Below are 24,294 nucleotides of genomic sequence, written 5' to 3' on the forward strand. Positions count from 1 at the left end.
GCGGGCCGCCCCTTTCGTCATGGCGTCAGGGTTCCCGCATGCGCGGCGCGGCCGCCGCCGCCGGGGCCGACGTGGCGTCGGCGCTGCCGGCGGTTTCGAAGGCGCGGCGGGCGGCTTCGGGGATGGGCACGATGCGCAGGTGCTCGTCGCGGCAGTCGCAGGCGTCGCGCAGGCGGTCGTGGTCCAGGATGGTCAGGATGCCCGCCTTGAAGCGGATGATGCCGTCCTCGTGCAGGCCGTTGAGCACGCGGCCGAGGTGGCGCGGCGTCATGCCGCTGGCGTCGGCCAGGGTCTCGTAGCCGACGGGGAAGTCGAAGGTGCCGTTGGTGGCGAGGCCGACCAGCGTCAGGCGGCGCCATACCTCCCACACCAGATAGAGGATGCGTTCCTTGGCCGCCCGCCGGCCGAGGGCGACGACGTGTTCCTTCAGCAGCGCCTCCTCGTGCGCCGCCAGCCACCACAGGGCGGCCGACAGCGTGCCGCTGTCGCGCACGGCGGCGGCCCAGGCGGCCGGGGCGAAGCGCAGCACCGTCATGTCGGTCAGCGCCGTCACTGTATGGTCGGCCGTGGCGCCGACGAAGGGGCCGGCGTGCGACAGGTCGCCCGGCAACATGAAGTTGATGACCTGCCGGCGGCCGTCGCTGAGCAGGCGCTCGCGCACCGCCCAGCCCGAGCCGACTACGAAGCCGCCGGCCAGCGGTTCGCCCTCGCGCGCGAGAAGCGCACCACTGCGCACGTGTGTCGCACTGCCGAGCAGGCGCAACAACGTCTCGCGGTCACCGCGCGGCAGCTCGAGCGCCGTGTTGAGTTTCCGTAGCAGGAACTCGGGGGTCGGCATCAGGGGCGGGTCTCCGGGGCGGGCGCAACCGGAGCAAACGGCAGGGATTGGTCGGGCATTAAGGGTCCGGGTTCAGGCCTTATTGTGCAGCATTCTTTAAAGAACCTACGACTAGGGGCAGTATCCGCGCACCCCGCAGGACGTGCGAGGACATATGTCGCGCGGCTCGCTTTTCCCGGCGCGGGACATATGTCAGCGAGCCTTTTCCCGCAGTCGTGCTATTCCTGGTGGTGCGGTTTTCGGCATCCGTGCCGGGCCATCATGGAGCACACGATGAGAGAGATGTTCAGGCGTTCGATCGACGGCGCCATCCTGTGCCGCTCCTGTCTGCCCGCGTCCGACGTCACGGTCTCGGCCGAGTTGTTCGCCGACCTGTTCCCCGGCACCTGGCATCTGGTGACCTGCGGCACCTGCGGGTACGCCTCGCCGGAAGGTGACGCGGCGGTCACGGCCGGGGCTGGCGAAGAACCTCCCGCAGGCTCTCGGCGATCGGTGTGATCTGCAGGTAGACGTCGCGGCAGTCGATTTCGGTGAGCAACCGGGCCGGGTCGTGGATATGAACCCGGCCGCGCTCCAGCGTCAGGATGTCGCTGCCGCGCACCTCCGCCAGCACGCGGCCCAGATGGCGCGGCGTCAGGCCGGTGGCGTCGGCCAGCACTTCGCGCCCCACCGGAAAGGTGAAGCTGCCGTTCTCGGCCAGGCCCGCCATGCGCAGGCGCCGCCACAATTCCCACAGCAGGTAGAGCAGGCGGTTGCGCGACGAGCGCCGGCCGATGGAGACCAGATGCTCCTTCACCACCGCCTCCTCGTGCGCCGACAGCCACCACAGGGCGGCGGACAGGGGGCGGGTAGCGGTCATGGCCATGAACCAGTCGCGGTGGGTGAAGCGGCAGACCTTGGCCTCGGTGAGGGTGGTCACCGTGTGGTCGGCATCGTCGGTGACGAAGGCGCCGGGCTCGCTCAGGTCGCCGGGTACCAGGAAATTGATGACCTGGCGGCTGCCGTCGCGCAGGTGCCGCTCGCGCATGGCCCAGCCGGAGGCGATGAGGAACCCGATGCGGTTGGGCTCCGCCTCGCGCACCAGCACCGTGCCCGCCGGCACGGTCTCGCAGCGGATGAAGGCCCCCTCCAGGGTTCGGCGATCCTCCGGCGGCAGGTCGAGCACGGCCTGCAGTCGGTGAAAGAGGCGGTCGGCCGGATGCGTCATGGGTCTCCTTCCCGTCATGGTCGGAAAAAAGACGGTTGTGGAAGCCGGGTGGATGCATCATCACCGGTGGTAAGGGTAGCCCCTGCGGCAGGTTACAGCAGCTCGCGCGCGGCGGCCTGCCAGGCCTCGACGGCGCCCCAGCCGAGCATTCCGGCGATGCCGGCCCCCACCGCCGCGGCCGCCAGCCCGGCCGCCACGAAGACGCCGTCGCGCTCCACCAGGCCGAGGGCGAGGATGGTGAGCGCGATGGCGGTCGGCGTGTTGCCGAAGGGGATGGGCAGCGCCAGGAGCACCGCGAGGCCGGCGCAGACGGCGCCGAGCAGGCGCTCCATGGCCGGGGTGGTCAGCGCCGGCAGGCGGGGCCGCAGCGCCCGCTCGAACCAGCGGACACGCGGCAGGGCCTTCGCCATGACCCGCCGGAAGCCGTCGCGCGACACGCTGCGCCGGCCGATCATCCGCGGCAGCCAGGGCGAGGCCCGGCCCGCCGCCATCTGCAGGCACACCAGCGCCAGCGGCACGCCCATGACCCCGGACAGGCCGGGCACCGGGTTGGGCACGATGTTGGGCACCGCCAGCACCAGGATCAGCAGCCCGTAGGCGCGGTCGCCGAGCGCGTCGATCAACCCGTTCAGGGCGACGCGCTCCTCCGGCCACGTCTCGGCGAGGCGGTGGAGCACGGCGCTGGCGGAGTCCCCGTCGCCGACGGCCGGCGTCTGCGGGGCATGGGGCGGTGGGGTGGACATGGCGTGCGGCTCAACGCCTGCCGCGCCGGCGCGGCTGCCGACGCCGGTCCGGTCACGGTGCGTCGGCGAGGCCGAGCAGGGCGGTGCGGGCGCGCAGCTGGTGGGGGTCGGTGGCGCCGAGCTTGCCCATCACCGATCCCAGCAGGCGGCGGAATTCCCCCTCGCCGAGGCGCATGGCACCGACCACCTGGTCTTCGCTGAGGCCGGTCATGAGGCGCTGCACCATCTCGCTCTCCACCGGCGTCAGGGCGGCGACGATGTCGCGCGCCTGCCGCATGGTCAGGAGGCGGGCGCGTTCGTGCACGAGATGGCCGAGGGCGACCAGGGACTCGACACCGTAGCGCAGCGCTTCCTCCCGCTCGCGCGCCGAGCCCACGGGCAGGGCGTTGAGCGCGCCGATCACCGGCCCGCCGAGCACGGGCACGCAGAACCCGTCGATGATGCCGAAGTCGCGCGCCTCGTTCAGCACGTGGCGCCCGTCGTCGCCCTGGTAGCGGTCGGGGATGTCGCGCCAGCAAAAGGGCCGGCCGAGTTTAGCCAGGCGGATCACCGGGTCGACGGCGCCGAAGTGGTTGCCGCTGTAGTGTTCGACCCAGTCGTCCGGATAGCGGGTGAAGAACAGGGGGACCCGGTCGGGGTCCTGCGGCAGGTGCTGGGTGTAGGTGACGCTGCCGAAACCGATGCGCTCGGCGAGATCGTCGGCGATCGCCTGCAGGTCCGCGACGCTGTTCGCGTTGCCGATGCGGGTCATCCAGCCCGATGGCAGGACGAATGACGACGTGCCGCGAGTCCCTCCAGGGTCCCACATCCCGTTTCCCCCAAATCCGCTGTGCGGATACCCCCTCCGGTGCAGCAGCGTGCCGCCGTCGGCCGGCGGTGGTGCGGCTGCCCCGTCCCTGGACAACTATAATGGGGACAATGTCGATTGTATAGGTGGCGGAGGCTGCTACTCCGGCGCGACCAATCCCAGTGCGACGGCGCGCACCGCCAGATGCACCCGGTTGTATACGCCGAGCTTTCGCATGGCCGACTTGAGGTGCTGCGTCACCGTCAAGTCGCTGATGCCGAGAATTTCGCCGATCTCGCTGCCCGACTTGCCGACGACCAGCCACTGCAGGCATTCCCGTTCGCGCGGCGACAGGGTCGGGGCGGCCGGCAGGCGGGCGGAGCGGCACAGCCGGATGGCCCGGTCGTGCACCGCCATGGCGAGGGCGGCGATGCCGTCCCGCCGCATGCGCAGGGCGGCGGCGCGTTCAGCCCGGCTGCCGTCGGCCAGCGCGGTGAAGACGCCGATGGCATTGCTGGTGGCCAAGGGCACCGTCAGCCCGTCGACGATGCCGAAGTCGGCCGCCCGCCGCAGGTGCTCCGCCTCCGCCGGACCGATGCGGGCCGCCGGGATCTCGCTCCAGGTGAAGGGATCGCGCGTCCCGTGGGCGTGGTGCACCACCGGGTCGACCGCCGCCGCCTCCGTCGCCAGGTAGTGCTCCACCCAGGCGGCGGGAAAGGTGGTGAACAGACCGGCCGGCGCCGGCATGCCGGCGGCGCCGAGGAACAGGCCGTAGGTGGGCATGCGGAAGCCGAGCCCCTCGACCAGGGTCGCCGAGACGGCGCCGAGGTCGTCCATGGTCGCCGTGTCGGCGATCCGGCTCATCCAGTCGGGCGGCAGGACCGCGGCGCGCGGGCGGCGAGGGGGCATGCGGGGGCTCCGGCATCCTCGATTTGGAGTATAGGGAGGTACCGTATCGGTGAGCTACTGTCGAGCGTCCGCTACCTGGCGGATATACTCCGACGGCGCAGCCGAACCCCATGCCCAACCCCAGGTGCCGCTGCGCCGCTGGCACAGCCCCCCGGTCCGCTCCCACCGGACCGGGGCGGCGCCCTACCGCGGGTTATGACTTCCGCCGGGCTTGGCGAACAAATCCATACACTTACTATGGCGCCGGATAATCCAGTCGGGTCCTGGTCTGGTCCGAGTGTTGCAATGCCTGATCCATTAGGTCAGGCTCTGAAGAGTGGGAACGACATCTCGTGACTCCTGTGAACACGCTCGCTGAAGACGAGGCTCATCGGCTCGCGCGGCTGCGCGCCTACGCCATCCTGGACACGCCGCCGGAGGAGAGCTTCGATCGCGTGACCCGTCTGGCGGCGCGCCTGTTCGACGTTCCCATCGCGGCGGTCTCGCTGGTGGACGCCGACCGCCAGTGGTTCAAGTCGGCCTTCGGGCTCGACGTCCGGGAAACCCCGCGCGAGGTCGCGTTCTGCGCCCACACCATCCAGGGGCGCGACATCCTGGAAGTGCCCGATGCCACCGTCGATGCCCGCTTCGTCGGCACCGACCTCGTCACCGGCGACCCCGGCATCCGGTTCTACGCGGGGGCGCCGCTGCTTACCGCCGACGGGGTGGCGCTCGGGTCGCTCTGCATCATCGACCGCAAGCCGCGCGCCCTGACGGAAGAACAGCGGCAGGTGCTGGTCGACCTCGCGGCCATGGCCATGGACGCCATGGATTTGCGGAATGCGTTGCGCGATGCGACGGCGCGCGAGGAAGCGACCCTGCGGGCCCAGCAGGCCCTGAAGGCCAGCGAACAGCGCCAGCGCGCCATCCTGGAGACGGCCGTCGACGCCATCCTGACCATCGACTCGTCCGGTATCATCCAGGGTGTCAACGCCGCCACCGTGCGCCTCTTCGGCTACTCCGAGAGCGAAATGGTCGGCCGCAACGTCCACATGCTGATGCCCGAACCGCACGCTGCCGGCCACGACGGCTACATGCGGCGCTATCTCGGCAGCGGCGTGCCCCACATCATCGGCATCGGGCGCGAGGTGCCGGCCCGCCGCAAGGACGGCACCATCTTCCCCTGCGACCTGGCGGTCAGCCGCGTCGACCTGGACGGCGAGGTCTTCTTCACCGGCGTGCTGCGCGACCTGTCGGCCCGTGTCGCGGCCGAGCAGGCCCTGGTGGAGCGCAACCGCCTGCTGCGGCTCGCCGAAGAACTCTCTCTCATGGGCAACTGGCGGGTGGAGCGGGCCAACCTGCAGGTGACATGGTCCGACGGCATGTACCGCATCTTCGGCCGCACCCGCGAGGACTTCGTGCCGACCGTCGAGAGCGTGGTGCAGTGCCATCCGCCGACCGACCGTTCGCTGGTCCAGGCGGCGGTGCAGCGGGCGATTGCCACGGCGGGCGGCTTCTCGATCGACGCGGGCGTGATCCTGCCGTCGGGAGAGGTGCGCGACGTCGCCATCCTCGGGCGCTGCGAGGTGGCGGCGGACGGCAGCGTGACGGCCGTGTTCGGTGTCATGCAGGACATCACCGACCGGAAGCGAGCCCAGGAGGCGCTGAAGCTGAGCCAGGACCGCCTGCAGCGTGCCACCGCCTTCGCAGATATCGGCACCTGGGACTGGAACATCCGCACCGGCGAGCTTTATTGGTCGGAACGGATCCCCAAGCTGTTCGGTTACCCTGACGGAACGCTGGAAACGAGTTACGAGAACTTCCTCGCCTGCGTCCATCCGCAGGACCGCAAGCGGCTGCAGTCGGCTGTCGTGGCCTGTATCGAGCAGGGCCGCGTTTACGACATCGAACACCGGGTGGTATGGCCGGACGGTACCGTGCGCTGGGTCCACGAACGCGGCGACGTGGTGCGGGATGGCGACGGCCGACCCGGGCGCATGCTCGGCGTGGTGCGCGACATCACCCGCGCCAAGGCGGCCGAGGTGGCGGTGCAGGAAAGCCAGCGCCGCCTGCGGGTCGCCATCGACAACATCACCGACGGCTTCATCCTCATCGACGCCGACGACCGCATCGTGCTGTGGAACGAGCGCATGACGCAGCTCTATCCGCGCCTCGCCCCCCATGTCCGCGTCGGCGTTCCCTTCGAGGACATGGTCCGGGCCGGCGTGCGCGACGGCCAGTACCTGAACGCCGCGGGCCGCGAGGAGGAGTTCGTCGCCGAGCGCATGGCGCGCCATCGCCTGCCGCAGGAACTGTACGAGGAGCGGCTGATCGACGACCAGGGGCGGCCGCGCTGGGTGCGCGTGGCGGAAACGGCGCTGCCCGGCGGCGGGCGGGTCGGCATCCGCACCGACATCACCGAACTGCGGCTGGCCCAGGAGGAGGCGGAGCGCGCCAACGAGGCCAAGTCCGCATTCCTGTCGTCCATGAGTCACGAATTGCGCACGCCGCTCAACGCCATCCTCGGCTTCGCCCAGTTGCTGGAAGCGAGCCGCAAGGACCCGCTGACCGACAAGCAGAAGAGCCACGTCCAGCACATCCTGAAGGGCGGCCAGCACCTGCTCGACCTCATCAACGAGGTGCTGGACCTGGCGCGCATCGAGGCCGGCAAGCTGACGCTGTCCATCGAGGACATCTCGCCCGCCGACGTCCTCGACGAGTGCCTGTCCATCACCGAGACCCTGGCGGAGCGTCGCGGCATCGCCGTGCAGCGCGGCTTCGCCCTGCCGCTGCCGGGCGTGCGGGCCGACTACACGCGCCTCAAGCAGGTGCTGCTGAACCTCCTGTCCAACGCCGTGAAGTACAACCGCGAGGCGGGCCGCCTCACCCTCGCCGTCGGCCCCGGCGCGCCGGGCATGCTCCGCTTCGCCGTCACCGACACGGGGCGCGGCATCCCCGCCGACAAGTTCGCCTCGTTGTTCGAGCCGTTCAACCGCCTGGGCGCCGAGACGACGGAGGTGGAAGGCACCGGCATCGGCCTGACCATCACCCGCGAGCTGACCGAGCGCATGGGCGGCACGCTCGGCGTCGAGAGCGAGGTCGGCGTCGGCTCCACCTTCTGGGTGGAGATGCCGCTCTCCGAAGCCCGGCTCGACATACCGGCGGAAATCGAAACACCCGACGACACTACTGCCGATGCGTCCGCCGGTCCCTCCCTCCGCGTTCTGTACGTCGAGGACAATCCGGCGAACATGAGGCTCATGGAAGAGGTGATGGACGAACTCGGGGGCGTCGACCTGCGCACGGCCCACACGGCGGAACTCGGCATCGAGCTGGCGGTGCGCGAGCGGCCCGATCTCATCCTCATGGACATCAACCTGCCCGGCATGGACGGCTTCCAGGCGCTCGCGTTCCTGCGCGAGCAGCCGGAGACGAGCGCCACCCCCATCATCGCATTGACGGCCAATGCCACCGCGTCCAGCATCCAGAAGGGCATCGCCGCCGGCTTCACCGCCTATCTGACCAAGCCGGTGGTCATTCCCCAGCTGATGCAGGCGATCCGCACAGCGGTGGAGGGACGTCCGTCATGAACCGGCTGCAGGAACTCGTCCGCGACGCGCGGCTGCTGGTGGTCGACGACAACCCGGTGAACGTCGCCCTGCTCGAGGAAATGCTCGACGACGAGGGCTATACGGACGTCACCGGCGTCACCGATCCGACCCAGGCGGTGGCGCTGTTCGCGGCGCAGCCCTTCGATCTGGTGCTGTGCGACATCCGCATGCCGGGCATGGACGGCCACGAGGTCATCCGCCGCCTGCGCGCCCTGGTGGGGGAGGACGCCTTCCTGCCGGTCATCGTCATGACGGCGCAGACCGACAGCCAGACCCGCCTGCAGGCCCTGCAGGCGGGCGTGCGCGATTTCATCACCAAGCCCTTCGACCGCACCGAGACCCTCTACCGCATCCGCAACACGCTGGAAGTGGAACTCCTGTGGCGCGAGCGCAGCGACCACGCAGAGGCGCTGGAACGCCTGGTGGCCGAGCGCACCGCCGAGCTGCACGCCCGCGAGGCGCATCTGTCGGGCATCCTGCGCAACGCCGCCGACATCATCGTCACCGCCGATGCCGAAGGCCGCATCCGCCAGTTCAACCCGGCGGCGGAACAGACCTTCCACATCGGCGCCGCCGAAGCCGCCGGCCTGCCGCTCGCCACGTTCCTGGGGGAGGGCTGGACGCCGCGCGTCGGCACGCTGGAGACCATGGCCCGGCGCAGCGATGCCAGCATCTTCCCGCTGGAAGCCTCGCTCGCCACCATGGAGATCGACGGCGCGCCGTGGGTCATCCTCATCGGCCGCGACGTCACCAAGCGCAAGCTGGCGGAGGAGGAAATGGCCTTCCTCGCCCGCCACGACCCGATCACCGAGCTGCCCAACCGCACCGCCCTCATCACCCGCCTGACCACCATGATCGACGAAGGGCGCGGTGGCCTCGCGCTCTACGTGGCGATCCAGGGCCTGCGCCGCATCGGCGACACCCTCGGCCATGCGGTGGCGGAAAAGGTGCTGCGCGCCGCCGGCGAACGGCTGGAGGAAGCCAGCGGCGGTCGCGCCGTGGTGGGCGCCTGGGGTGCCGCCGACTTCCTGGTGTTGTGCGAGAACATGGACGGCGTGTGCGACTACAGCGCCGACAGCGGCCAGGACCTCGCCACGGCCCTGCGCGAGGCCATCGAGGAACCGTTCCACGTCGACGGCAACGAACTGGTGCTCGACTGCCGCATCGGCGTCTCCCGCTTCCCCGAGCACGGTGCGCTGGCGCCGCGGGTGGTCCAGCGGGCGGGGCTCGCCGTGTTCGCGGGTCGGGTGCGGGGCGATGCCGGTGTCACCGTCTTCCACGCCGAAATGGAGGAGGCCATCGGCCGCCGCCACGTGCTGGAGCGCGAGTTGCGCCATGCGGTGGAACGCGGCCAGCTGCGCCTGCTGTACCAGCCGAAGATCGACCTCGCCTCGGGGCGCGTCGCCGGCATGGAGGCGCTGGTGCGCTGGCAGCATCCCGAACTCGGGCTCGTGTCGCCGGCGCAGTTCATCCCGGTCGCCGAGGATACCGGCGTCATAGTCGCCATCGGTGACTGGGTGATGACGGAAGCCTGCCGCCAGACCCGCATCTGGCACGACGCCGGCCATACGGACCTGGTGGTGGCGGTGAACGTGTCGGGCCGCCAGTTCCGCGTCCACGACCTGACGCGGCGGGTGCGCGCCGCCATCGACGGCGCCGGCCTGACGCCCTCGTGCCTCGAGGTGGAAATCACCGAAAGCGCGGTGATGAGCGACGTCGCCGATGCCGTGCGCATGCTGGGCGAGTGGCGCGACATGGGCGCGTCGGTCGCCATCGACGACTTCGGCACCGGCTATTCGTCGCTCGGCACGCTGCGGCAGTTGCCGCTGTCGACCCTGAAGATTGACCAGTCCTTCGTCCGCCACATGCCCGATCGCGCCGCCGATCGCGCCGTCGCCCGCACCATCGTCGACCTCGCCCGCGCCCTCGACCTGAACGTGGTGGCCGAAGGCATCGAGACCGAGGAACACGCCGCCGTCCTGCGCGACCTCGGCTGCGACCTGGGGCAGGGCTACCTCTACGCGAGGCCCCTGCCGCCCGCCGACTTCCTCGACTTCGTGAGCGGCCGCGTTCCCGCCTGACGACGCATCGCCGCGCCGGCCAAGCCGTTGATCGTCCGGATCCTTGTCGCGGAGGCCGGATGATCGTCGATCCCTACGTCGCCCTCCTGGGCGGCCTCGGGCTGCTGGTGCTGCTGGTGGCCTGGGTGCCGCTGGTGACGCGCGAGCTGCCGTTGTCCCTGCCGCTGGTGTGCATCGCCCTCGGCGCCGTCGTCTTCGCCCTGCCGGAAGGCGGCAGCGCCCTGCACCCCGCCGACTGGCTGACGCCCACCGAGCGCATGACGGAACTGGTGGTGCTGATCGCGCTCACCGGCTGCGGCCTGCGCATCGACGAGCGGCCGGGGGTGCGGCGCTGGAGTTCGACGTGGTGGCTGCTCAGCGTCACCATGCCGCTGTGCATCGCCGCCGGCTACGGGGTCGGGACGCTGCTGCTCGGCCTGCCGCCAGCGACCGCCATGCTGCTCGGGGCCGTGCTGGCGCCGACGGACCCGGTGCTGGCCGCCGACGTGCAGGTCGGGCCGCCGCGCTCCGGCCCAGGCGGCGATGTGCGCTTCGCCCTGACGTCGGAAGCGGGGCTCAACGACGGCCTCGCCTTTCCCTTCACCTGGCTCGCCATCGGCCTCGCGCTCAACGGCAGCACCGGCGGGCCGTGGACCTGGGACTGGCTGCTGGTGGACGTGGTGTGGCAGCTGGCGGCCGGGGCGGGCATCGGCTACGGCGTCGGGCGGCTGCTCGGCTGGCTGGTGTTCGGGCGCGACGACCGGGTGGTGCTGTCGGCGACGCGCGACGGCTTCGTGGCCGTCGGCGTCACCTTCATCAGCTATGCTGCCGCCGAACTGGCGCACGGCTACGGCTTCATCGCCGTCTTCGCCGCCGCCGTGGTGCTGCGGCGGGCGGAGCGCACGCACGAAGGCGACTACGTCGTCCACCTGCATCACTTCATCGAACAGATCGAGCGCCTGTTGATGATGGTGCTGCTGGTGCTGTTCGGCGGCAGCCTGGTCGGCGGGCTGCTCGACGCCCTGACGTGGCCCGGCGCCGTCGGGGCATTGCTGATGGTGTTCCTGGTGCGGCCGCTGACAGGCCTGCTCGCCCTCCTGCCGACCCGCCAGCACAGGCGCGAGGCGGCGGTGACGGCGTTCTTCGGCATTCGTGGCGTCGGGTCGTTCTATTATCTGGCCTTCGCCGCCGGCCATGCCGCGTTTCCCGAGCTGAAGGCCGTGTGGTCGGTGGTCGGCTTCACGGTGCTGGTGTCGGTGGTGGTGCACGGCATCGCCTCGACACCGGTCATGCGCTGGCTCGACCGCACGCTCTACCAGCCGGAAACGGAGCGCCGGCAGGCCGTGCGCCAGACCGAATGAGGGGCCGGTCAGGCCTGTACGCACGCCACCACCGATCGCCCGCCGCCGGCCTTCGCCACCCGGATCTGCACGCCGATGCGGTCGACCATGGCCTGCACGTGGCTGATGACGCCGACCTTGCGCCCCGTCGCCTGCAAGGCTTCCAGGGCCGACAGGGCGACGTCCAGGCTGTCGGCGTCGAGCGCGCCGAACCCTTCGTCGATGAACAGGCTCTCGACCAGCGACCGCTCGCCGGACATGGAGGCGAGGCCGAGGGCCAGCGCCAGCGACACCAGGAAGCGCTCGCCGCCCGACAGCGAGCCGACGCCGCGCACCTCGTCGCCCATCTCGCGGTCGACCACCTGCAGGTCCAGCTCGCCGCCCGGCGCCCGCTGCAGCACGTAGCGCGCCGTCAACTCCTCCAGGTGGCAGTTGGCGAGCATGAGCAGGCGGTCGAGGGTCAGGCTCTGGGCGAAGCGGCGGAACTTGTCGCCGTTGGCCGAGCCGATGACCTCGTTGAGCGCCGCCCACAGGTCGGTGGTCTTGCGCTGGGCGGCGATACGCGCCGCGAGGTCGGCACCCTTGTCGCGCTGGCGGGCATCGTGGGCGAGGCGGGCGCGCTGCTCGGCGCCGCGCTGGCGGGCCGTCTCGCACAGGGCCTCCGCCTCCAGGGCGCGGGCGGCGAGCGCCTCCTCGTCGTCCTCGGGCGCCGGCGTCTCGCGGTGGCGGGCCAGGGCGTCGCGGCGGTCGGCGAGCACGGCGCGGGCCTGGCCGACGGCCTCGTCCAGCCGGCGCACCCGCTCCTCCGCCTCGGTCAACGCCTCGTCGGAGACGGCGAGGGCGGTGCGGGCTTCGGCCAGGGAGGCACCAGCGTCGGCCAGGGCGGCATCGCGGGCGGCGACGGCGGCGGTGAGGGCATCGCGGGTCTCGCGGAGGCGGCGGCGCAGGTCTTCGGCGGCGGCTTCGGCGGCGGTGCGGGCGGCCTGGACCTCGGCGCAGGCGGCGGCGGTGCGGTCGGCGTGCTCCTGCGCGTGCAGGCGCGCCTGGTTGAGGCGCGAGCGCACGGCCTGGGTCGGCTCGCCACCGAACAGGCCGGCCCGCGCGGCGGTCAGGCGGGCGAGCCGCTGCGCCGCTTCATCGAGGGAGGCGCCGGCCTCGTCGCGACGGGCGCGGGCGGCGCGGGCCTCGGCCTCGGCGGCGCCGATGGCGGCGGCGAGGCGCTGGGTTTCCGCCTCCGCCTCCGTCAGGGCGGCGCGGCGGCCGGCGTAGGCGGCGGCCAGGGCCTCGACCTCGGCGATCACTGCGGCCGCATCGGCGGCGGCGCGCTCCTGCCAGCCGGGCAGGGCGGCGAGCGGTGCGGCGAGGGCGGCGGCGGCGGCCTCGGCGGCGCGGGCGGCGCGGGCGGCTTCCTGCTCGGCGGCGGTGCGCTCGGCTTCGGCCTTGGCGAGGCTCTCGCCGAGGGTGGAGAGGGTGTCGCCGTGCTGGGCGATCTCCAGGCGCATCTGGTCGATCTGCGCCTTGCGGCGGTCGATCTCGCCGCGCAGTTGGGCGGCCTGCTTGAGCTCGTCCGTGGCGGCGGCCAGGGCCTGCGCCGTCTCGGCGACCGCCGCTTCCAGGACGCCGGCGTCGGCCGCGGCGGGCTCCGGCGGCAGGTCCGCCAGCGGCGCGCGCGGCAAGGCCTCCGTCCAGTCCGCGGCGATGCGGTCCGCTTCCGCCTTCAGGCGGCGCTCGTCGCCGTGGCAGGCGTCGAGGATGGCGGCGGCGGCGTCGCGTTCGGCGGCGGCCGTGCGCCAGCGGTCGTCGAGCAGGCGCATCTGCTGTTCGAACTCCCGCACCCGCGCCTGCTGCTCGCGCACCAGCCCGTCGAAGGCCGTGTCGGTGTGGGCGAGGGGGTGATCGGGCGAACCGCAGACCGGGCAGGGATCGCCGTCGCGCAGCAGGCCGCGCAGGCGGGCGGCCACCTCGTCGGCGGCGGCGCGCGAGAGGTCGAGCGCCCGGCGGGCTTCCGACAGGCGGGCGTCCACCTCCGGCCGTTCGCGTCCGACGGCGGCGACGGCCTCGGCGGCGGCGTCGCGGGCAGCGGCGGCGGTGCGGACCCGCTTGCTGAGGGCGGTCTGCCGCTCGGCGACGTCGCGGGCGGAGCGGGCGAGGGCGACCAGCGCGGCGACCGCATCGGCACGGCCGGCGGCGGCGAGGCGGCGGTCTTCCAGGGCATCGGGGTCGAGGGCGGCGAGGCGCTCGACGACCGGCGTCAGGTCGCGTTCGGCGGCGACCAGGGCCTCGGTGCGCTCGCTGCGCTGGGCCTCGCGCTTGTTCTTGCGGGCGGTGAGGTCGGTGACGGAGGCGGCGCGGGCGGCGCCCTTGGCCGCAGCGGCATCGCGGGCGGCGGAGGCGGCCGCCCAGTCGGCGAGGGCGGCGGTCCAGCGGTCGGTCTGGTCGGCGAGCAGGCGGTGCCCCTCGTGCGCCGCCAGCCAGTCGCGCGCCTCCGCGGCGGTGCGGGCGGCGGCGTCGCGGGCGCGGGTGTGGTCGGCCGGCGCCGCCTCGGCGCGGGCGCAGGCGGCGACCTCCTTCTCGCGGACGGCGGCGCAGCGCTCCTTGTGTTCCGCCGCCGTGTGGATGCGGCTGTCGAGGTCGGCGGCGGCGTCGAGCTGCGGCCCGGCGTCCTTGAAGGCGGCCTCGGCTTTGGCCAGGGCGGTGCGGGCGGCGTCGCGCGCGGCTTCCGCCGTGGCGAGGGCTGCGGCGGTGCGCTCCACCCGCGCGCCGGCCTCGGTGGCGGCGGCGGACAGGCGGGCGGCCTCGGCCTCAAGGCGGTCGGCCTCGGCGACGACGGGGCGCAGGCGGTGCAGGCGGCGCAAGGCCGCGAGCCGCGCCCGTTCCGGCGCCGCCTCGTCCTGGGCGGCTTCGGCGGCGGCGAGGGCGGTCTCGCCCTCGGTCACCGCCTGGGCGAGGCGGCGGGTTTCGCGGTGCCAGGCGATCTGGGCGCGGAGGCCGTCCAGCCCCTCCTGCGCCGCCTTGGCCTCGGCCTCCGCCTCGGCGACCAGGCGCTCGGCCTCGGCGCGGTCCTCGGGCGACAGGATGGCGAGCGCCCGGCGCTCCATCTCCAGGGCGTCGAGGGCGCCGCGTTCGGCCTTGTGACGCTCGTAGGCGGCCTGCGACAGGCGGCCGTAGACCTCGGTGCCGGTCATCAGTTCCAGCAGGTCGGCGCGGTCGGCGGGCTTGGCCTTGAGGAAGGCGTCGAAGTCGCCCTGCGCCAGCAGCACGGAGCGGCGGAACTGCTCGAAGGTGAGGCCGGTGCGCTCGCCGATGGCGGCCAGCGTCTCGGTCTTGGTGCCGCCCAGCTGCCCGCCGGTGGTCAGGCAGGTGAGGCTCATGCCCTGCGCCTGCAGCTTGCCGTCTGCCTTGTTGCGGGCCCGCCGCACCTCCCACCGGGCGCGGTAACGGCCGCCGTCGCGGCCGACGAAGTCGACCTCGGCGAAGCCTTCCGCGGCGCCGTGGCGCAGAATGGTGCGCGGGTCGGTGCCGGTGACCAGCATGGTGGCATCCGCCCCCGCCGCCCCGACGGCGACACGGGCGGCGTTCTCCAGGCGCGGGAAGCGGTCGTAGAGGGCGAGGCACAGGCAGTCGAGCAGGGTCGACTTGCCGGCGCCCGTCGGGCCGGTGATGGCGAACAGGCCGGCGGCGGCCAGCGGCCCGTCCTCGAAGTCCACCGCGAAGTCGCCGGCGAGCGAGGTCAGGTTGCGGCCGCGGATGGCGAGGATCCTCATGCCACGGGCTCCGTCGCGGGGGCGGAGGCGGCGGGCGCGTCGCCATCCAGGCTCTCCAGCAGTTCGCGGAAGGCGGCCAGATGGGTCTCTTCGGGCGGTTCGTCCGGGTAGAGCCTGGCCCAGGCGCGCTCGAACACCTCTTCCGGGTGCAGGCCGGCGAGGTCGGGCGTCTCCGCCGCCGCCGGGCCGCCGGCCTCGGGCGTCGCATACTCCACCGCGAGGCGGCAGAGGCGCACCGGCTTGCCCTCCAGAGCCTGCTCCACCTCATGGCGCAGCGACGGGCTCGGGCGGTCGAGGCGGACGACCACCTCCAGGTAGGGCCGCAGGTCGCGGGCCGGCGCCTCGGCGACGTCGAGGGCGCGCAGCTCCGCCAGCACCGGCTCGGGCGCGGCGGCGCCGGTGCGGGGGACGCGCAGGTAGTCGACGGTGCGGGGGATGGGCAGGGCGCGCACGGCGGCCGGGCCTTCGGCGGAAATCTCCACCAGCACCGCCTGGTGCGGGTAGTCCTTTTCCGTCACCGACAGGGGGAAGGGGCTGCCGGCATAGCGCACCGTTTCCCGCCCCCCCACCGCCTGCGGCTTGTGCAGGTGGCCGAGGGCGACATAGGTGCAGTCGGCCGGGAACAGGTCCACCGGCAGGGCGTGCTGGTTGCCGCCGAGGATGCGGCGCTCGCTCAGTTCCGACAGGGCGGTGCCGACCATGTAGCAGTGCCCGGTGGCGATCAGCGGCAGGCCGCCAAACTCGGCGCAGCGGGCGCGGGCGGCGGCGAAGACGCGCTCGTGCACGGTCCGCACACCCCACACCAGGGTGTCTTCCACGTCCTCGCCCGGCGTCGGCACGGGCAGGTCGGCGAGGCGCAGGAAGGGGATGGCGGCGACCACCGCGCGCAGGCGGCCGCTGCGGTCGGTGAGCGGCACCAGCAGGCGCTCGGGCTCCTTCGGCAGGCTGCCGACCACGTGCACGTCGAGCGGCCGCAGGAGGGCGTTGGGCGCCTCCAGCCGCGCCGCGCTGTCGTGGTTGCCGCCGATGACGACGACGTCGAGGTCGGGCCGCGCCCGCTTGGCGCGCGCCAGGAATTCGTAGAACAGCGCCTGGGCGGCGACCGGCGGGTTCTGGCTGTCGAACACGTCGCCGGTGATCAGCAGGGCATCGACCTGCTCGGTGTCGAGGGTGGCCAGCAGCCACTCCAGGAAGGCGCGGTGCTCCCCCTCGCGGGAGAGGCCGTGCAGCTCCTGGCCCAGGTGCCAGTCGGAGGTGTGGAGGAGGCGGAGCGGCGGGGGCGAAGCGGTCATGGCGCGATCATGCCAGAGCGCCGGGGCCGGCGTCACGTGTCGCGGCGGCGCGTCACTCGAACTCCGCCTTCAACGCCGCGGCGACCGCATCGTGGGTGGCGATGGTGCGGATCTCGCTGACCACCGAGCACGGCGCCTCGGCGTTCTTCATCTCGACGTCGAGCGCCGTGGTGCCGTCGCCGCCGGTCCAGCTCCAGGCCGGCTGCCACTGGGCGATGCCCTCGTAGCGGGCCTGGATGTCGCGCACCACGCCCACCTGTTCTTCCGGACGGCAGGAGATGGGCGTGGCATTGCGGATGGTGAAGACGGTGCCGGCGCCGTCGGCCCACACCTGCAGGTCGGTGCGCTCGAGGTCCAATTCGGTGCCCTTGGACAGGCCCTGGTGCGAGCAGATGGTGACCAGCGGGCGGCCGTCGCCGCGCACCGTCACCGTGTCGCAGCCGTTGAACGGCAGCTTCTGCGCCACCGCGGCGGCGCGGGCGGCGTCCAGCGTCATGCCGAGGTCGAGGCCGGCGAGCGTCCGCGGTACCTCGGCGGCCGAGGCGGCGCCCGGCGGCACCGCGAGGGCGAGCAGGGCGGCGGCGGCGAGGACGGTCTGCGGGCGGCGGCGGGGCATGCGGCGTCTCCGGCTGGGGCCAACGGGGAACGCCAGTAGACCACCGCCGCGCGCGCCGCTCAAGAGTGGTACGCGATCATTCGGCGGTGACCACCAGCTCCATCTTCGGGTGGATGCCGCAGAAGACGTGATAGGTGCCGGCTTCGGGGAAGCTCAACTCGACGCTCTGGCCCGGGTCCTGGTAGCCGGAGTTCAGGGTCAGCTTGGGGTCGTCGACGCGGACGTTGTGGCTGCGCGTGTCGTCGTTGAGCACGTGCACCGTCGCGCCGACCTTCACCGTGATGGCGCCGGGCTGGAACTGCTTGTCCTTCTGGCTGATCTCGGTGGTGGTCACGGTGGTGGCGGGCAGGCCGATGGTCTCGGCGCGGAAGGGCGGCGGGGCCGCGTCGGCGTCCAGGCTCATGAGGAAAGCCACCAGATCGGCCTGGTCCTGCGCCGACAGGTCCACCTTGGGCAGGTCGGGCGACAGGCTGGCGCGGGTCACCGTTTCCGGGTGCGCCTTGCCGTGGTGCATGGCGTGCGAGGCGTCCATGGCGTGGGTCATGTCGCGCACGTGGGCATAGTGGCCGACCACCTGCTCCAGCGTCGTCAACATGCCGTTGTGCATGTAGGGGCCGCGGGCGCCGAGGTCGCGCAGGGTCGGCGTCTTGAAGGCGTGGTTCAACTCCGCCATGCCGAGGATTTCGCCGCGGCCGACGTCGGGGTCGGGCAGGCCGATGTCGTGGAAGGCGTTGTCGGTGAAGGCCCAGCCGGAATGGCAGGACACGCAGCCCGCTTCGCCGGTGAACAGGGCGAAGCCGCGCTTGGCCGCAGCCGACACGGCGCCGTCGTCGCCCGCCACCCAGCGGTCGAAGGGGGCGATGCCGGAGACGACCGTGCGCTCGAAGGTGGCCAGCGCCGCGGCGATGGTGTCGGCGGTGATCTCCGGCCGGTCGGGGAAGGCGGTGGCGAAGGCGGCGACCAGATCGGGGTCGGCCTTCAGCTCGCCCACCAGCTCCGGCAGGGTCTGGTTCATCTCGCGGGGGTTCTGCACGGGGCCGAGGGCCTGGTCCTCCAGCCCGTCGGCGCGGCCGTCCCAGAAGAACAGGGCGCCCCAGGCGGCGTTGAGGATGGTCGGCACACGGCGGCCGAGCGGCGTGCCGTCGATGGCGGCGCCGGTGGGCAGGCCGTCCTCGAAGCCGCGCTCGGGGATGTGGCAGGAGGCGCAGGAGCGGTCGTCGGCGCCCGACAGGCGCGGGTCGTGAAACAGCCGCTCGCCCAGCGCCGCCTTTTCGGGCGTGTAGGGGTTGTCGGCGGGGAAGGGCACCGCCGCCGGCCGCTCGAAGGCGGCCAGCAGGTCGCGGTCGACCTCCACCGCGCCCCCGTCCGCCGCCGCGTGGGCGTCGGCCGGGTGCAGCAGGAGGGATAGAAGGGCGGCGGCCCACACGGCCGACCCGATGAAGATACGGATGCGCATGATCGTCGTGTCCCCTGGCGCCGCCGCCCGATCTGTCGCCGGGCGTTGCGGCTTACTTCTTCTCGTAGTCGCCGCGCATCAGCTCGATACGCGACACCTCGGCGAGCACGGCGCCGGGTTCCATGGCCGGCTTCTCCGGCGCGTCGACCGACGGCCACGCCGGCTTGGTCGCCTGCACGGCCGACAGCAGCGGGTCGCCGTCCTTCAGGCCGCGGGCCTTCAGGAAGTCCTCCAGCGCCCAGACGAAGCCGCGGCTGTCCTGGTATTCCACCACGTTGGCGATGCGGCCGTCACGGAAGGCGGCCTCGTACTCGTCGGCGACAGTCTGCATCACCGGCAGCGACACGTGATAGAGGAAAGCCTTGTCGGACAGGCCCTTGCCGCCGACTTCCTCGATCGCTCCGGCGACGTCGGCCGCGACGGCCTTGCGCAACTCGGCGACCTTGGCCGTGTCGGCCTTGGACTTCACGGCTTCCGACAGCGCCTTCAGCTTGTCGCCGAGGGTGGTGATCTTGTGCTCGTGCAGTTCCGGCTCGATGGCCTCGTAGATTTCCTCGGCCGGGTGCAGGAAGTGGGGCAGGGCGTCGTCGGCCTTGCCGGCTTCGTAGAGGGTCATGCCCATGTTCAGGTGGCCGCGCACCAGCAGCAGCTGGCCCACCGTGGCGGCGTGTTCGTCCATGCCCTCGAAGGCACCGGCCTCGCCGCCGTGGCCGTGCCCGGCCTCGCCACCTTCACCGCCTTCACCACCCTCGCCACCAGCGGCGAGCAGCACCGGCATGCCCGGCGCGGCGGGCGTTTCCAGGTGCATCGGCGCGGCCTCGGCCGCATCGGCGGCCACTACGGCGCCGGTGGTTCCCAGCACGAGGGCGACGCCCAGGCCGCTCCACAGCTTCACGGTGTTGTTCTGCATGTCGATCCGATCCTCCGGATGGAATGGGGGGAATGCTGCCGCACGGGGCGACGGTCGAAATCGTATTGAAAATCATTCGCAGTTTCAATAGGCTTTCCGCCATATTCCGTAGGGCTTCACGCCCCGCCGCATGGCGACTACCATGCGGCCCCACATCGACCGGAGGGACCCCCATGCTCATCGCCATCGCCGAGGTGTTGACCGCCGAAGAGCTCGCCGAGCTGGACCGCATCATCGAGGGCGGGGATTTCCAGGCCGGCACCCGCACCGCCGGCTGGCACGCCAAGCTGGTGAAGAACAACGAGCAGATGGGCGGGCCGCAGGCGGCGCGGGCGCGCGACATCGTGCTCGCCGCCCTGCAGCGCAACGCCACCTTCATGACGGCGGCCCTGCCGGTGCGCATCATGCCGCCGCTCATCGCCCGCTACGGCACCGACATGACCTACGGCGACCACATCGACGACCCCATCATGCGCCCGCAGGGGGCGCCGCCGGTGCGCACCGACGTCTCCACCACCGTCTTCCTGTCCGACCCCGACGCCTACCAGGGCGGCGAGTTGGTCATGGAGACGCCGGCCGGCACCCAGTCCTTCAAGCTGCCGCGCGGCGCCGCCATCGCCTATCCCTCCACCACCCTCCACCGCGTGCAGCCGGTGACGGCGGGCGAGCGCCGGGTGGCGGTGACCTGGACCCAGAGCATGGTGCGCGACCCCGCCCACCGCGAGATCCTGTTCGACCTGGAACGCTCGCGCCGGGCGGTGTTCGAGAAGGACGGCAAGTCGGCCGTCTTCGACCTCGTCACCAAGAGCCGCGCCAACCTGTTGCGCGAGTGGGCCGAGGTGTAACGGCAGCGCAGACCGGCCCTGCGCCAAATGCCCCTTGTTGCCGAATAGTTAAGCTTGGTCTCATGCGCGCCCCGCGCTATCGTGCACGCAACGGGTGTGGCGGTGCGGGAACTGCTAAACCGCCCGGGGGAAGAGCGAGATCGGAGTCATGACTTTCAGCATTCTCGGCCGCATCGGTGCGGCCATGGTCGCCGTCGCGGCGCTGGCGGCGGCCGTCGCGTCCGTGCCGGCGTTGATGACCACCAACGACATCATCTCGACCACTCTGCAGCGCCAGCTGGACCAGGCCTACGAGAAGATGGCGGCCGCCATCGCGGCGGAAAGCAGCCGCGCCGCGTCCATGTCGGCGGTGGTGGCGGCCCTGCCGCCGGCCCGCGAGGCCTTCGCGGCGGGCGACCGCGACCGGCTCACGGCGCTGTTCGCCGACGGGTTCGCCGCCCTGAAGAGCGATTGGGCGGTGGAGCAGTTCCAGTTCCACACCCCGCCCGCCACCAGTTTCCTGCGCCTGCACAAGCCGGAGAAGTTCGGCGACGACCTGAGCGGGTTCCGCGCCACCGTCGTGCAGGCCAACCGCGGCCGCCAGACGGTCACCGGCCTCGAAAGCGGCGTCGCCGGCCTCGGCGTGCGCGGTGTGGTGCCGGTGCCGGGACCGGACGGTGCCCATGTCGGCACGGTGGAAGTGGGCACCAGCTTCGGCCCGGCGTTCTTCCAGCACTTCTCCGATCTCACCGGCCTGCAGGTGGCGCTGCACGTGCGGAAGGCCGACGGCGCCGGGTTCGAGACCTTCGCCTCGACCCTGACCGGCGCTTCGGTGTTCACGCAGAACGACCTGATGGCGGCGCTCGGCGGGTCGCCGGTCATGCGCCGGGCGGTGGTGAGCGGCGTCGACGTCGGCGTCTATGCCCACGCGGTGACGGACTTCTCCGGCGCCCCCATCGCGGTGGCCGAGATCGTCATGGACGCGACGCCCTATACGGAGCAACTGTCCGCCGCGCGCACGACGACCCTTCTGGCGGGGCTCGCCGCCGTGGTGCTGGCGTCGGTGCTCGGCTTCCTCATCGCCCGCGGCATCGCCCGCCCGGTCGGCCGCATGACCGCGGTGATGGACGCCATCGGCCACCGGCAGTTCGAGGTCGACATCCCGGCCCAGGATCGCCGCGACGAGATCGGCGCCATGGCGCGTGCCCTGGTCACCCTGCGCGATCGCGCCCGCGAGGTGGCCGAGAACGAAGCCGCCCAGGGCCGCCGCCTCGCCGAGGTGGAAGCCCGCGAAGCCGAGGTGCGGCGGGAGACGGAGGCGCATCTGGTCGGCGTGGTCGACGCCGCCATCCAGTCCAACGAGGCCATCATCGTGCTCGCCCACATGATGGAGGACGTGGCCGCCGCCAGTCGCCAGAGCCAGGCCATGGCCTCGGCCATCGAGGAACTGGTGGCGAGCGTGCACGAAATCTCGCGCAACTCGGAAACCGCCGCCGACGGCGCCCGCGACGCCGAGGGCGCGGCCGGGGACGGCCTGTCCGCCGCCGGTCACGCCACCTCGACCATGGAGCAGATCTTCCGCGCCGTCTCGGATGCGGCGGCCAATGTCACCGGCCTCGCCGAGGCCTCGGCGCAGATCGGCACCATCATCGAGGAAATCGAGGACATCGCCGACCAGACCAACCTGCTGGCGCTCAATGCGACCATCGAGGCGGCGCGCGCGGGCGATGCGGGCAAGGGCTTTGCCGTGGTCGCCAACGAGGTGAAGAACCTCGCCGGCCAGACCGGCCGCGCCACCGAGGACATCCGCGCCCGCATCGAGAACCTGCGGCAGGAAATGACCACCATCGTCACCGCCATGGAAAACGGCGCGGCGGCGGTGGAGAAGGGGCGCACGGCCGTCCATGCGCTCGGCGACCGCCTGCAGGACATCGCCGGTGCGGTGAACGGCGTCAACGGCAAGATCGCCGAGATCGCCGCCATCCTCAGCCAGCAGACCATGGCGGCCAGCGAGGTCAGCCGCGGCACCGCCTCCATCGCCGACCTGTCGCGCCGCAACGACGAGGAGATCGGCGAGGTGCTGCGCGCCATGGACCGCGCCTCGGCGGTGCTCAACGAACGGGTCGGCGAATTCGCCAAGGTGGGCACCGGCCTCGCCATCGTGCAGGTGGCCAAGAACGACCACGTGGTGTTCAAGAAGCGCATCATCGACGCCCTCATCGGCCGCGGCCGCTGGGCGCCGTCGGAGGTGCCGGACCATCACGCCTGCCGCCTCGGCAAGTGGTACGACGGCGTCCAGGATCCGGCGATCCGCGATCAGGCCGCCTTCAAGCGCATGGAACAGCCGCACGCCCGCGTCCATGCCGCCGGCGTCGCCGCCCTGAAGGCGGCGCAGGCGGGTGACCGCCAGGCGGCCCTGAAGCACGTGGAGGAGATGAACGACGCCAGCCACGCGGTGCTCGACCTGCTGGACGAGCTGGCGAAGGCCCTGTCGGCGAAGGCTCAGGGCGCGGCGTAGGCGGCGGCGGCCATGGCTGGTGCGGCCGTGAAGGCGGCGGTGGAGCGGTCCGCCGTCGCCTCGCCGGACGCTGCCGTCGCGGCCTCCGCTGCGGCTTTCGTCCGCCAGGCGGGCAGATCGACGACGGCGGTGGTGCCGCGGCCGGGGCTGCTGTCGAGGATCAGCGTGCCGCCGTGCAGTTCCACCAGCGCCTTCGACAGCGGCAGGCCGAGACCGAGGCCGGTGGCGCCGCTCTTGCGCGCCGACGCGGTGCGGCCATAGGGCGCGAACGCCAGCGGGATTTCCTCGGCGCTCATGCCGGGGCCGTTGTCGACGATCTCCGTCCGCCAGCCGCCGCTGCGCGCGCGCACCAGACGGCAGACGACCGCGCTGCTGCGCGGCGAGAACTTGATGGCATTGGTCAGCAGGTTGACCAGCACCTGGGTCAGGCGGCGGCGGTCGACCAGCACCATCGGCACCGGATCGTCGCGGCGGTGGCGCTCCAGGGTCAGGCGCAGGGCGCGGTCGGCGGCCAGGGCCGAGACCATGGCGCAGGCGTCGGCGGCGAGGTCTTCCAGGTCGCAGACGGTCTCGTTGAGGGTCAGCATGTCGCGCTGGCGCTGGCTGCGGGCCAGTTCCATCATGTCCTCGATGACCCCGGACAGATAGAGCGACGAGCGGTGGATGGCGGCCGTGAAGCTGTCGCGCTGCACCGGCGTCGCCGTGTCGCGCACATGGGTGAGCAGGTCCGAATAGCCGACGATGGCGCCGAGCGGCGTGCGCAGTTCGTGCGCCACGTGCGACAGGACGTGGACGAGGTCGTCCTCCGCCTTGGCGGGGTCGGCGGCCGGCACATGCTGCACCACCAGGCCGCTGCCGAAGGGCGTCGCCTGGACGCGGAACCAGCGGGTGCAGGCGGGGGCATGGCAGGGGTAGACGTGCTCGAAGCGGTCGAGGCGGCCGGCGAGCACCTCGCGCAGGCCGCGGCCGACGGTGCGCGCGTCTTCCATCTCCGCGCCCTCGGCGGCTTCGCACAGGGTCACGTAGTCGACGCCGAGGAAGGACCCGCCGCAGTGCAGGTTCTCCTCTGCGAAGCGCCGCCAGGCGGCATTGACGAACACCACGCGGCCACGCGCATCGAGCACGCAGAGCTGGTTGGGCAGGGCGTCGGCCATGGCCTCAAAGGGCAGTGTCCCTGGCGGACAGCATGGATCTTCGGCGGTCGTCACGTCGGGGGCCCCCTCCCACCGTTGGTGCGGTTCCAAAGGATACACCAATTCGGATAGTTTGAAAGGCGGCCAGCTGGATAATCGCCCTTTACTACCAGGGCGGGTGGGGCATGGCGGGGAGAGACAGGGCGCCAGTGGGCTATCCGGACGGGGAAAAGCGCCTGTGCTGGTGGCGGCGGCGCCCGGCGCCCCCTAGATGCGGGATGGACAGCGGTTAATTCCGATGTCCGCA

At 72.2% G+C, this 24,294-nt stretch carries 16 protein-coding genes; 5 read left to right on the forward strand and 11 right to left on the reverse strand.

Features of this window, described 5'->3' with window-relative positions:
• Positions 1-25 precede the first annotated feature (25 nt).
• The 5 genes from CRP50_RS03085 to CRP50_RS03105 form a co-directional block, all read right to left on the reverse strand.
• Positions 26-838, reverse strand: coding sequence for a Crp/Fnr family transcriptional regulator (locus CRP50_RS03085; RefSeq protein ID WP_097277497.1), 813 nt, complete (start codon positions 836-838; stop codon positions 26-28).
• 445 nt (positions 839-1,283) lie between these two features.
• On the reverse strand, positions 1,284-2,045 hold the full coding sequence (locus CRP50_RS03090; RefSeq protein ID WP_176524998.1) for a Crp/Fnr family transcriptional regulator: 762 nt from the start codon (positions 2,043-2,045) through the stop codon (positions 1,284-1,286).
• A 92-nt stretch (positions 2,046-2,137) separates the two neighbouring features.
• Complete coding sequence (locus CRP50_RS03095; protein ID WP_097277499.1) at positions 2,138-2,788, reverse strand: exopolysaccharide biosynthesis protein; 651 nt, start codon at positions 2,786-2,788, stop codon at positions 2,138-2,140.
• A 52-nt stretch (positions 2,789-2,840) separates the two neighbouring features.
• A complete protein-coding gene (locus CRP50_RS03100) occupies positions 2,841-3,539 on the reverse strand; it encodes an autoinducer binding domain-containing protein (protein ID WP_176524999.1) in 699 nt (232 codons plus the stop codon).
• A 195-nt stretch (positions 3,540-3,734) separates the two neighbouring features.
• Positions 3,735-4,484 (reverse strand): helix-turn-helix transcriptional regulator, encoded by a 750-nt coding sequence (locus tag CRP50_RS03105; RefSeq protein WP_097277501.1) that lies wholly within the window; start codon positions 4,482-4,484, stop codon positions 3,735-3,737.
• Between the two features lie 332 nt (positions 4,485-4,816).
• On the opposite strand from CRP50_RS03105, the gene CRP50_RS03110 reads away from it, so the two are divergent.
• Genes CRP50_RS03110 through CRP50_RS03120 form a run of 3 tightly spaced genes read left to right on the forward strand, consistent with a single transcriptional unit; the run spans position 4,817 to position 11,495 of the window.
• Positions 4,817-8,053: a PAS domain S-box protein gene (locus CRP50_RS03110; protein ID WP_097277502.1), complete on the forward strand. Its 3,237-nt coding sequence runs from the start codon at positions 4,817-4,819 to the stop codon at positions 8,051-8,053.
• Complete coding sequence (locus CRP50_RS03115) at positions 8,050-10,155, forward strand: EAL domain-containing protein (protein ID WP_097277503.1); 2,106 nt, start codon at positions 8,050-8,052, stop codon at positions 10,153-10,155. The genes CRP50_RS03110 and CRP50_RS03115 overlap by 4 nt, the downstream gene beginning before the upstream one ends.
• Before the next feature lie 59 nt (positions 10,156-10,214).
• Positions 10,215-11,495: a cation:proton antiporter gene (locus tag CRP50_RS03120; protein ID WP_097277504.1), complete on the forward strand. Its 1,281-nt coding sequence runs from the start codon at positions 10,215-10,217 to the stop codon at positions 11,493-11,495.
• 8 nt (positions 11,496-11,503) lie between these two features.
• Here CRP50_RS03120 and CRP50_RS26300 read toward each other — a convergent pair whose 3' ends face one another.
• The 5 genes from CRP50_RS26300 to CRP50_RS03145 form a co-directional block, all read right to left on the reverse strand.
• Positions 11,504-15,238 (reverse strand): AAA family ATPase, encoded by a 3,735-nt coding sequence (locus CRP50_RS26300; RefSeq protein WP_097277505.1) that lies wholly within the window; start codon positions 15,236-15,238, stop codon positions 11,504-11,506.
• Positions 15,235-16,530, reverse strand: coding sequence for an exonuclease SbcCD subunit D C-terminal domain-containing protein (locus CRP50_RS03130; protein ID WP_097277506.1), 1,296 nt, complete (start codon positions 16,528-16,530; stop codon positions 15,235-15,237). The genes CRP50_RS26300 and CRP50_RS03130 overlap by 4 nt, the downstream gene beginning before the upstream one ends.
• Before the next feature lie 52 nt (positions 16,531-16,582).
• A complete protein-coding gene (locus CRP50_RS03135; RefSeq protein ID WP_097277507.1) occupies positions 16,583-17,146 on the reverse strand; it encodes a hypothetical protein in 564 nt (187 codons plus the stop codon).
• Between the two features lie 76 nt (positions 17,147-17,222).
• Positions 17,223-18,602, reverse strand: coding sequence for a cytochrome c peroxidase (locus CRP50_RS03140; protein WP_097277508.1), 1,380 nt, complete (start codon positions 18,600-18,602; stop codon positions 17,223-17,225).
• A 52-nt stretch (positions 18,603-18,654) separates the two neighbouring features.
• The gene (locus tag CRP50_RS03145) at positions 18,655-19,512 is read right to left on the reverse strand and encodes a hypothetical protein (RefSeq protein WP_097277509.1); all 858 of its coding nucleotides are present in this window, start codon (positions 19,510-19,512) and stop codon (positions 18,655-18,657) included.
• Between the two features lie 173 nt (positions 19,513-19,685).
• On the opposite strand from CRP50_RS03145, the gene CRP50_RS03150 reads away from it, so the two are divergent.
• A complete protein-coding gene (locus CRP50_RS03150; protein WP_097277510.1) occupies positions 19,686-20,357 on the forward strand; it encodes a Fe2+-dependent dioxygenase in 672 nt (223 codons plus the stop codon).
• A gap of 148 nt (positions 20,358-20,505) precedes the next feature.
• Positions 20,506-22,854, forward strand: a complete 2,349-nt coding sequence (locus CRP50_RS03155; RefSeq protein ID WP_097277511.1) for a cache domain-containing protein — start codon at positions 20,506-20,508, stop codon at positions 22,852-22,854.
• Here CRP50_RS03155 and CRP50_RS03160 read toward each other — a convergent pair.
• Positions 22,839-24,008, reverse strand: a complete 1,170-nt coding sequence (locus CRP50_RS03160) for a sensor histidine kinase (RefSeq protein WP_097277512.1) — start codon at positions 24,006-24,008, stop codon at positions 22,839-22,841. The genes CRP50_RS03155 and CRP50_RS03160 overlap by 16 nt on opposite strands.
• Positions 24,009-24,294 lie beyond the last annotated feature (286 nt).

This window comes from Caenispirillum bisanense (assembly GCF_900230255.1).
Lineage (GTDB): Bacteria > Pseudomonadota > Alphaproteobacteria > Rhodospirillales > Rhodospirillaceae > Caenispirillum > Caenispirillum bisanense_A.